General features: G+C 44.9%; 10 protein-coding genes. 6 read left to right on the forward strand and 4 right to left on the reverse strand.

Features of this window, described 5'->3' with window-relative positions; genetic code table 11:
- Nucleotides 1-8 precede the first annotated feature (8 nt).
- Genes rlmN through HMPREF2696_RS02975 form a run of 5 tightly spaced genes read left to right on the forward strand, consistent with a single transcriptional unit; the run spans nt 9 to nt 4892 of the window.
- Nucleotides 9-1097: a dual-specificity RNA methyltransferase RlmN gene (gene rlmN / locus HMPREF2696_RS02955; RefSeq protein WP_003683577.1), complete on the forward strand. Its 1089-nt coding sequence runs from the start codon at nt 9-11 to the stop codon at nt 1095-1097.
- A gap of 8 nt (nt 1098-1105) precedes the next feature.
- Entirely contained in the window at nt 1106-1861 is a 756-nt protein-coding gene (gene pilW, locus HMPREF2696_RS02960) for a type IV pilus biogenesis/stability protein PilW (protein WP_004519786.1), read from the forward strand.
- On the forward strand, nt 1862-2746 hold the full coding sequence (locus HMPREF2696_RS02965) for a helix-turn-helix domain-containing protein (RefSeq protein WP_049336589.1): 885 nt from the start codon (nt 1862-1864) through the stop codon (nt 2744-2746). It begins immediately after the preceding gene.
- A gap of 1 nt (nt 2747) precedes the next feature.
- Nucleotides 2748-4013 carry a flavodoxin-dependent (E)-4-hydroxy-3-methylbut-2-enyl-diphosphate synthase gene (gene ispG, locus HMPREF2696_RS02970; protein ID WP_039862169.1) on the forward strand — a complete coding sequence of 422 codons (1266 nt, stop codon included), beginning with the start codon at nt 2748-2750 and terminating at the stop codon, nt 4011-4013.
- A 33-nt stretch (nt 4014-4046) separates the two neighbouring features.
- A complete protein-coding gene (locus tag HMPREF2696_RS02975) occupies nt 4047-4892 on the forward strand; it encodes a DUF817 domain-containing protein (RefSeq protein ID WP_070587732.1) in 846 nt (281 codons plus the stop codon).
- Nucleotides 4893-4950: 58 nt separating this feature from the next.
- Here HMPREF2696_RS02975 and HMPREF2696_RS02980 read toward each other — a convergent pair whose 3' ends face one another.
- From HMPREF2696_RS02980 to HMPREF2696_RS11165, 4 genes are all read right to left on the reverse strand, one after another.
- Nucleotides 4951-6492 (reverse strand): L-lactate MFS transporter, encoded by a 1542-nt coding sequence (locus HMPREF2696_RS02980; RefSeq protein ID WP_039862148.1) that lies wholly within the window; start codon nt 6490-6492, stop codon nt 4951-4953.
- 355 nt (nt 6493-6847) lie between these two features.
- Nucleotides 6848-7147, reverse strand: a complete 300-nt coding sequence (locus tag HMPREF2696_RS02985) for a hypothetical protein (RefSeq protein WP_004519791.1) — start codon at nt 7145-7147, stop codon at nt 6848-6850.
- A gap of 52 nt (nt 7148-7199) precedes the next feature.
- On the reverse strand, nt 7200-7502 hold the full coding sequence (locus HMPREF2696_RS02990; RefSeq protein WP_004519792.1) for a MafI2 family immunity protein: 303 nt from the start codon (nt 7500-7502) through the stop codon (nt 7200-7202).
- Between the two features lie 6 nt (nt 7503-7508).
- A complete protein-coding gene (locus HMPREF2696_RS11165) occupies nt 7509-7751 on the reverse strand; it encodes a polymorphic toxin type 50 domain-containing protein (protein ID WP_083300554.1) in 243 nt (80 codons plus the stop codon).
- Nucleotides 7752-7796: 45 nt separating this feature from the next.
- On the opposite strand from HMPREF2696_RS11165, the gene HMPREF2696_RS02995 reads away from it, so the two are divergent.
- A partial coding sequence (locus tag HMPREF2696_RS02995; RefSeq protein ID WP_141746348.1) for an NAD(P)H-dependent oxidoreductase occupies nt 7797-8266 on the forward strand: 470 nt, incomplete at its 3' end.

The raw sequence follows: 8266 nt of genomic DNA on the forward strand, positions 1-8266 counted from the left end.
AAAAATACATGAAAACCAATCTACTGAATTACGATTTAAATGGACTGACGCAACACTTTGCCGAAATGGGTGAGAAACCTTTCCGCGCCAAACAAGTCATGCGTTGGATGCATCAAGCCGGTGCACAAAACTTTGAAGAAATGACTGACTTGGCCAAATCATTGCGTGCCAAGTTGAATGAACAAGCCACAATCGAAGTGCCTAAATTAATGATGGCACAAGAATCTACTGATGGCACACGCAAATGGTTGCTGGATGTCGGCACGGGCAACGGTGTAGAAACCGTCTTTATTCCCGAAGCCGAACGCGGTACTTTGTGCATCTCTTCCCAAGTAGGTTGCGCATTGGAATGCACTTTCTGCTCTACCGGACGACAGGGTTTCAACCGCAACCTGACTGCCGCTGAAATTATCGGTCAGCTTTGGTGGGCCAATAAAGCCATGGGTGTTACCCCTAAAAACGAACGCGTTATCTCCAACGTGGTGATGATGGGTATGGGCGAGCCTATGGCAAACTTTGACAATGTTGTTACTGCCTTGAGTATTATGTTGGATGATCATGGCTACGGCTTGAGCCGCCGTCGCGTGACCGTTTCCACTTCGGGCATGGTTCCACAAATGGACAGACTGCGTGATGCAATGCCTGTTGCTTTGGCTGTATCTTTACACGCATCCAACGATGAAGTGCGCGATCAGATTGTTCCTCTCAACAAAAAATACCCGCTCAAAGAATTGATGGCGGCCTGTCAACGTTATCTGGTCAAAGCCCCCCGTGACTTTATTACCTTTGAATACGTTATGCTCGACGGTATCAATGATAAAGCACAACATGCGCGCGAATTGATTGAATTGGTTAAAGACGTACCATGCAAATTCAATCTGATTCCGTTCAATCCTTTCCCAAATTCCGGCTACGAACGTTCTACCAATGAAAATATCCGTGTCTTCCGCGATATTCTGCAACAAGCCGGCTTTGTCGTTACTGTCCGCAAAACCCGCGGCGACGATATCGATGCCGCTTGCGGACAATTGGCCGGACAAGTACAAGATAAAACACGCCGCCAACAAAAATGGCAACAGATTTTGGTCGAACAATAAGGTTAATTATGAAAATCAAGTTCGGATTCGCTTTACTTACCGCACTGACTCTTTCTGCCTGCGCTTCCTCTTCCGGCCCAAGCCCTAAAGAACGTGCCATTCAAGTTTCTAATATCAAAACCCAACTGGCTGTGGAATATATGCGCGGCCAAAACTACCGCCAAGCTACTGAAAGTATCGAAGAGGCGCTTAAGTCCAATTCCAAAAATGACCTTGCTTGGTTGGTACGCGCCGAGATTTATCAGTATTTGAAAGTCAAAGACAAAGCTCAAGAAAGCTTTCTTAAAGCATTGTCTTTAAAACCTGATAGTGCGGAAGTCAACAACAACTACGGTTGGTTCTTGTGCAATCAAATGAATGCACCGGCCGAATCTTTGGCTTATTTTGACAAAGCACTGGCCGACCCAACCTACCCAAGCCCCTTTATTGCCAATATGAATAAAGGCATTTGCAGCGCAAGGTTAGGTCAATACTCTTTAGCCCAAGCCTATTTGGAAAGGTCTTTAGCAGCAAATCCGCAATTCTTCCCTGCTTTCAAAGAACTTGCCCGAACCAAAATGATGGCAGGCAATCTGAACGATGCCGACTATTATTTCCGCCAATACCAAAGCAAAGTTGATGTCCTGCAGGCTGACGATTTGCTTTTAGGCTGGCGTTTGGCTACCGCCTTGGGTAATAAACACGCCGCATACGAATACGAAGCCCAACTTAGGGCAAACTTCCCTTATTCAGACGAACTACAAACCGTCACAACAGGCCAATAAATGGAAAATAACGATAAAATCAACTACGACACACAAGCCGCCAAAACATTGGGGGATGAATTACGCAAACACAGAACTGATGCCAAAATCGATATTCAAGATGTTGCTTCACGTTTGAAACTGTCTACCGAACAAATTGATGCTTTGGAAAAAGGGGAATATTCCGGCTTTCCCGGTTTAGTCTTTGTTTCAGGTTATCTGCGTTCATATGCACGATTTCTGAAAATCGACGAACAAATCATCGCCAAACATTTGCGCTCCATTACTCCGCAACTTGAAGACCATGTATACGCGGTAACACGCAGCACCAACTCCGGCTTAAGCTTCACAGATACTGAAAAGCAGGGCTTCCCAAAATGGATATTGGGGATAGCCGCATTGGCTTTGGCTGTAGGCGGCGTTTACTTTTGGCAAAGCAAATCCAGTTTTGAAAACGAACAGGCAAATATTCAAAACAGCAAAGATGTTGCTGATACGATGAAAACGCCTGCCTTAAAAACGGATAATGTTGCCGTTAGCGAAATGACGGAAGACGGCAAAAAAGAAATCACCAATAAGCCTGAAGTGGCCAATGATCAAGCAGCCTCAGCAGCTTCCGCCGCCGTACAAGAAGAGAAACCTGCTGTCAAAGTTGAGAAAGACGAACTTTGGATTAAAGTCCAATACCGAAGCAATCTGATTATTGCAGACAAAGATGGAAAAGTTGTATTCAGCCGTATCGTTCCAGCCGGAAGCGAACAACGTCTGAGAGGCGGCGCACCTTACAATGTTTGGATCGGTATTGCAGCCGGCTCGGAAGCCAATTACGGCGGCACACCTATCGAACCTTTGAAATACCGTGTTGCCGGTGAAAAATCCGCCTCTTTTGTTGCAGGAAAAAACTAAAATGACCACACCTAAACGCCGTCAGACACATCAAGTCAAAATTGACCATCTCATCATCGGCTCCGATGCGCCCGTTGTTGTGCAATCTATGACCAATACCGACACCGCAGATGCAGAAGCAACAGCCCGACAGGTCAAAGAGTTGAGCGATGCCGGCTCAGAAATGGTCCGTATCACGGTTAATACTCCTGAAGCGGCTTCCAAAGTAGCCGAAATCCGCAGCCGCTTAGACGATATGGGCTACACCACGCCCCTGATCGGCGACTTCCATTTCAATGGCGAACGCTTATTGGCCGAATTTCCTGAGTGCGGCAAGGCCCTGTCTAAATACCGCATCAACCCAGGCAATGTCGGTAAAGGCGCAAAAGGCGATGAGAAATTTGCCTTTATGATTCGTACAGCGGCAGAAAACAATAAAGCCGTACGCATCGGTGTGAACTGGGGTTCGCTTGATCAAAGCCTTGCCAAACGTATGATGGATGCCAACCTAGCTTCTGCCACACCGAAGCCGCCTGAAGAAATCATGAAAGAGGCTTTGATTGTTTCGGCGCTGGAATCGGCAGAAAAAGCCGTGGCTTTGGGCTTGCCTGAAGACAAAATCATTTTGTCGTGCAAGGTCAGCGCCGTACAAGACTTGATTCAGGTTTACCGCGAATTAGGCAGCCGTTGCCGTTACCCGCTCCATCTCGGCCTGACCGAGGCGGGCATGGGTAGCAAAGGCATTGTGGCTTCCACCGCAGCTTTGTCCGTATTGTTGCAAGAAGGTATCGGCGACACCATTCGAATTTCCCTTACGCCCGAACCTGGCTCCCCACGTACACAAGAAGTCATTGTCGGTCAGGAAATCCTGCAAACCATGGGCTTACGCTCCTTTACGCCAATGGTTACAGCCTGCCCGGGTTGCGGCCGTACCACCAGTACCGTATTCCAAGAATTGGCGCAAGACGTACAAAACTATTTACGTCAAAAAATGACTATTTGGCGCACTGAGTATCCAGGCGTTGAATCATTGAACGTTGCCGTAATGGGTTGCGTAGTCAATGGCCCGGGCGAAAGCAAACTTGCCGATATCGGTATCAGCCTGCCAGGTACAGGCGAAACACCGGTTGCGCCGGTTTATGTAGACGGCGAACGGAAAGTTACCCTCAAAGGCGACAATATCGCTGCCGAGTTTTTACAAATCGTTGAAGATTATGTCAAAACCAACTATTGCGAAGGTGGCGCAAAACGTAAGCAAAACCGCGTTATTCCGATTCAATCTGCCTAAAACATTTTCAAGATAAAGAGGCCGTCTGAAAATATGTTGGGCAAACTGGATACTTGGCTGACTGAACATCCCAAACGCAAGGATTTGCATGGTTGGCGACGCTTTATCGTTGAATTTTGGTTTTTCGGTTTGAAAGAAGCACGAGCCTGCTTATTTGCAGGCTTGTTTTTCATTGCCATGTTCCTCGTTCCGAAAACAGGCTTGTTGGGAATTTCGCGCTACGACCTGCTGCTGATTTTTGCCGTCTCCATACAAGCAGCCATGCTGTATTTCAAGCTAGAAACTTGGGATGAAGTGAAATCGATTACGCTGTTTCACTTGGTGGGCTTTGCTTTAGAGTGGTTCAAGACATCAGGCGATATCCAATCATGGAGCTATCCGGATGAGGCTTATACCAAAATCGGCGGCGTACCGCTGTTTGCAGGCTTTATGTATGCCGCAGTCGGCAGCTATATCATTCAAGCATGGCGGCTGTTTGACTTAAAAATCAAAAGCCATCCGCCGTATTGGTTGGGTACTTTGTGCGCACTGGCGATTTATATCAATTTCTTCACCCATCACTATATCGGCGACTATCGCTGGTATCTTGCTGCTTTCGCTCTCGGCCTATATGCCCGGACAACGGTCTTATACACGCCCTATGACACCACTCGCAAAATGCCGCTCCTGCTCGCTTTCGTCCTGATCGGATTTTTTATTTGGCTGGCGGAAAATTTGGGAACCCTATTCGGCGTTTGGCGCTATCCCAACCAAATCGGCGCGTGGGCATCGGTACACATCAGCAAATGGAGTTCATGGGCTTTACTGGTGATGATGACTTTTACCATCGTTGCGAATTTAAAACACATCAAACATACCATCAGCGTATCAAAAGATTAGTTGCTTAATATTTTAAAAGGCCGTCTGAAACTTTCAGACGGCCTCTAATTTTCAACAATCAATTAAACAAACTTAAGGCTTTAACAAACACCATAATGACGCCATAGCCCAAAGGAATGCAGACCAAAGCCCAACGCCACCATACGCCGATACCGCCCGCTGATACTTTCTTGCTGATCAGATAAGCATCGGATACAGCGGTTTCATCATCGGGATTGCCACTATGTGCCGCGACCTTAATGTCTTTCTCGTGATGCTTTTCATGAACAGAACGGACACTCAAATTACACAACAAACCAACAATCAACAAACCTGCCATGATGTACATGGTAATGCTATAAGCTTCAGCAGCCGGAACGCCACTTTCAATTTGGCTTTGGCGGATATAGTTGACCAACACCGGGCCAATAACAGCCGCAGTTGACCATGCCAGCAAAATCCTGCCGTGTATTGCCCCGACTTGATAAGTGCCGAACAAATCCTTCAAATACGCCGGAATGGCTGCAAAACCGCCGCCATACATGGAAATGATGACGCAGAAACCAATGACAAACAAAGCCTTGTTACCGCTCTCGCCAATCGACGGAATGGCAAAATACAACAGCGAGCCGAGCACAAAGAAAATAGTATAAGTATTTTTACGGCCAATTTTGTCGGACACGCTGGACCACAAAAAGCGGCCGCCCATATTAAACAGACTCAACAGACTCACAAAACCTGCCGCCGCACCCGCACCAATTGCCGCTTGTTTTCCTACAGATGCCTCGGAAAAAAGCTCCTGAATCATGACGGAAGCCTGACCTAGAACGCCGATACCCGCTGTCACGTTCAAGCACAACACCCAAAACAAGAGCCAGAATTGCGGCGTTTTCATGGCTTGTGAGACATTGACATGATTACTGCTGACCAATTTGCTTTTGTTTTTCGGCGCAACATAACCTTTAGGTTTCCAGCCATCGGCAGGTACACGGATCGTAAACGCGCCGAACATCATCAACACCAAATAAAACAATCCTAAAACGACAAAAGCCTGCGCTACGCCAACTGAAGTTTCACTGGAGAAAAAATTCATCAGCGACACGGATAAAGGCGAGGCCAGCATCGCGCCACCACCAAAACCCATAATCGCCAAGCCTGTCGCCATACCCGGTTTATCGGGAAACCATTTCATCAAAGTCGATACAGGCCCGATATAGCCCAAGCCCAAACCAACCCCACCAATCACACCGTTACCCAAATAAAGCAAAAACAGATTGTGCGTATGAACGCCAATAGCCGACACAAAAAAGCCCAAACTAAAACAGCAGGCGGCAACAAACATCGCCTTACGCGGCCCAACGCGCTCCATCCATGTACCGAACATGGCCGCAGACGCGCCCAACATCGCCAAGGCAATACTGAAAATCCAACCGACCGTGGTCAGCTTCCAATCTCCTGCAGCCGACTCAGTAATACCGATAAGCTTGGTCAGCGGCGCATTAAACACGGAATAAGCGTATATCTGCCCGATGGCAAGATGCACGGCCAAAGCGGCAGGCGGTACCAGCCAACGATTAAAGCCGGGTTTGGCAATGGTCGCCTCACGGTCTAGAAATTTCATAAAATCCTCTTGTCTATGTGTGTCAAACGCTGATTCCATATCATGCGGAATCAGAAAATTGTTGACAATATTTTAGCATAATCTCCCGTTTATCCTTTTTTCTGCTCCATGATAATTTTGCGCATCAGACAGAAAAAACATTCATCTAAACCATTTCTTCACGCCAATATCGACAAAAAGGCCGAGACCTTTGCAAAAGTCTCAAGTTGACCGTATTGGCGGAAAAAATTCAAACGCGTAGTAAGGGCATTTTCAGGGAGTTGTTGAACAGTATGCATAAAATTCGGCAAATAATCGCAGTTCGGGGAAAGGATATTTGGGTGGCGCACCAAAATTACTACAAAATGACTTGCGTCTATTGGTAGGTGAATGCACTTTTATAAGAAATTTCCCCATCATAATAAATAATCCATGTAGAAATAAAATTTAAAGATTCTGGCTCATGCATAGATGTAATAAGTACTGAATGTTGCTTTTTTTCTATCCCATCAGCTATAGATGTAGCCCAGCTATTTTTATATTCTTCAATACCCCAATAGTCTATTGGAATATGTAATTCTTCTACATATTCACCTAAAGAGATTGAAGCCAAAATATGCATCCCATATCCATTATCAAAAGATGTACCTTTATCTTTAAAGAAAATACCAAACATTATTAATCCTTAATTCTTTTTAAATCCTTGTCATAAATAAATAGTTCCAATCTTATTCATATTTTTCATGGCGCTTATATACACATATATAATTATCAAAAGATAAATATTTAGGGTAATCAATCCTAACTAAATTCTCATCAATAGTATAATCCTCACCAAAATTAGAAATAATATCTGTACCAATTTTATAAATCTCTTCATTCCAATAGGTAGAGATATCTCCATCAATAACGATATAAATACTTATACAATTTTCATTGATTCTTACATAAACACCTCTAACCTCTTTGGTAATTTTACCTATCAAGGCATTTTGGGTAACAATTCTTAATCTTATAATGTCATTATTCATAGACTATTATTCCTTTGGTTTAGCCGGAACTACATGATATCCATTTTTACTATAATGAATAATCCCCATAGTTGTTGGGGTTTGATTTCCTGTAACAGGATCGATATAAATACCGATATTTTTATTGAAGCTCACCCTTTCTTTAGAACCAGGAAGCCCAATTTCAGTTTTTCCCACCTGCTGTCCAGTTCCTACATAACCTTTTAAAGAATCTAAACTTACAGTGATAAAGATGCAGTAAAAAGGCATAATGATAGCCCCATTTTTATAATTATTTATTTTAGGGGCAAAAAGATGAATATTTTATTACTAGACGGTAGAAAAGAGTTTGGTCATTCGCATGGTGAGTTGAACCATACGCTTCACAAAAAAGCGAAAGAAGTTTTGACCGCACTTGGACACAATGTACAAGAAACCGTGATTAATGCGGGCTATGATGTTGAAGCAGAAATCGAAAAATTCTTGTGGATGGATGCCGTGATTTGGCAAATGCCAGGCTGGTGGATGCACGAACCTTGGACAGTGAAAAAATACATAGACGAAGTATTAACTGCCGGACACGGCAAGCTTTACCACAGTGATGGCCGCCATCGTGTCAATCCGATAGAAGGCTACGGCACAGGTGGTTTGTTGCAAGGCAAAAAAACATGCTCTCGCTTACTTGGAATGCGCCGATTGAGGCCTTCACCCGAGAAGGCGATTTTTTCGAAGGCAAAGGCGTGGATGCGTTGTATATGCACTTCCACAAACTCAATGAGTTCATC

This window comes from Neisseria sp. HMSC058F07 (assembly GCF_001810035.1).
Classification (GTDB): domain Bacteria; phylum Pseudomonadota; class Gammaproteobacteria; order Burkholderiales; family Neisseriaceae; genus Neisseria; species Neisseria perflava.

Excerpts from the sequence above, each read along its gene's own strand:
- rlmN (WP_003683577.1), top strand. The coding sequence starts at position 9 with ATGAAAACCAATCTACTGAATTACGATTTAAATGGACTGACGCAACAC.
- pilW (WP_004519786.1), top strand. The coding sequence starts at position 1,106 with ATGAAAATCAAGTTCGGATTCGCTTTACTTACCGCACTGACTCTTTCT.
- HMPREF2696_RS02975 (WP_070587732.1), top strand. The coding sequence starts at position 4,047 with ATGTTGGGCAAACTGGATACTTGGCTGACTGAACATCCCAAACGCAAG.
- HMPREF2696_RS02965 (WP_049336589.1), top strand. The coding sequence starts at position 1,862 with ATGGAAAATAACGATAAAATCAACTACGACACACAAGCCGCCAAAACA.
- HMPREF2696_RS02990 (WP_004519792.1), bottom strand. The coding sequence starts at position 7,502 with ATGAATAATGACATTATAAGATTAAGAATTGTTACCCAAAATGCCTTG.
- HMPREF2696_RS02985 (WP_004519791.1), bottom strand. The coding sequence starts at position 7,147 with ATGTTTGGTATTTTCTTTAAAGATAAAGGTACATCTTTTGATAATGGA.
- ispG (WP_039862169.1), top strand. The coding sequence starts at position 2,748 with ATGACCACACCTAAACGCCGTCAGACACATCAAGTCAAAATTGACCAT.
- HMPREF2696_RS11165 (WP_083300554.1), bottom strand. The coding sequence starts at position 7,751 with ATGCCTTTTTACTGCATCTTTATCACTGTAAGTTTAGATTCTTTAAAA.
- HMPREF2696_RS02980 (WP_039862148.1), bottom strand. The coding sequence starts at position 6,492 with ATGAAATTTCTAGACCGTGAGGCGACCATTGCCAAACCCGGCTTTAAT.